This window comes from Staphylococcus sp. EG-SA-2, from assembly GCF_017152085.1.
In genome coordinates this window covers 1-579 of the sequence record NZ_JACYHC010000026.1, presented here as the reverse complement: position 1 = coordinate 579, position 579 = coordinate 1, and the positions used below count along the sequence as shown (strand labels likewise).

General features: G+C 36.8%; 1 protein-coding gene. It reads right to left on the bottom strand.

Annotated features, from left to right (window positions below):
- On the bottom strand, positions 1-579 hold a 579-nt coding region (locus IDG60_RS00215; protein WP_206160340.1), incomplete at both ends, for an MMPL family transporter.

The following is a 579-nucleotide window of genomic DNA, read 5'->3' as shown; positions in this document are numbered from 1 at the left end:
TGCGTTTATGGAAAATACTAATTAACGCAGGTAATAAAGTCAGTGCACTGAATACAGCAAATATAACACTAATTGCCGAAGCAAACCCCATCACTGCTAAGAAATCTATGCCAACTAGCGATAAACCACATACGGCAATCACAACTGTCACACCAGCAAAAGCAACTGCACTACCTGCTGTTCCTATTGCAAGACCAATGCCTTTAATGTAATCTGTTTCAGTTTTCATAACTTGTCGATACCTGAATAAAATAAACAAAGCATAATCGATACCAACTGCTAGTCCAATCATTACGGCTAATGTCAATGTGACATTTGGTATATCAAATGCATAAGTTAACAAACTGATAATACCTACACCAGAGGCTAGACCAATCAATGCACTTATAATTGGTAATCCTGCAGCAATGACTGAACCGAATGTGATTAACAGTACAACAAATGCAACAATAATACCAACTAGTTCAGAATTACCGCCTACTTCTGTAGATGTCATTCCTGTACCAGTTAACTCTGTTTGTACATTATGATTGTCACGTAAGTCTTTCAAATGACTTTTAACATTATCTCTAGAGCCAT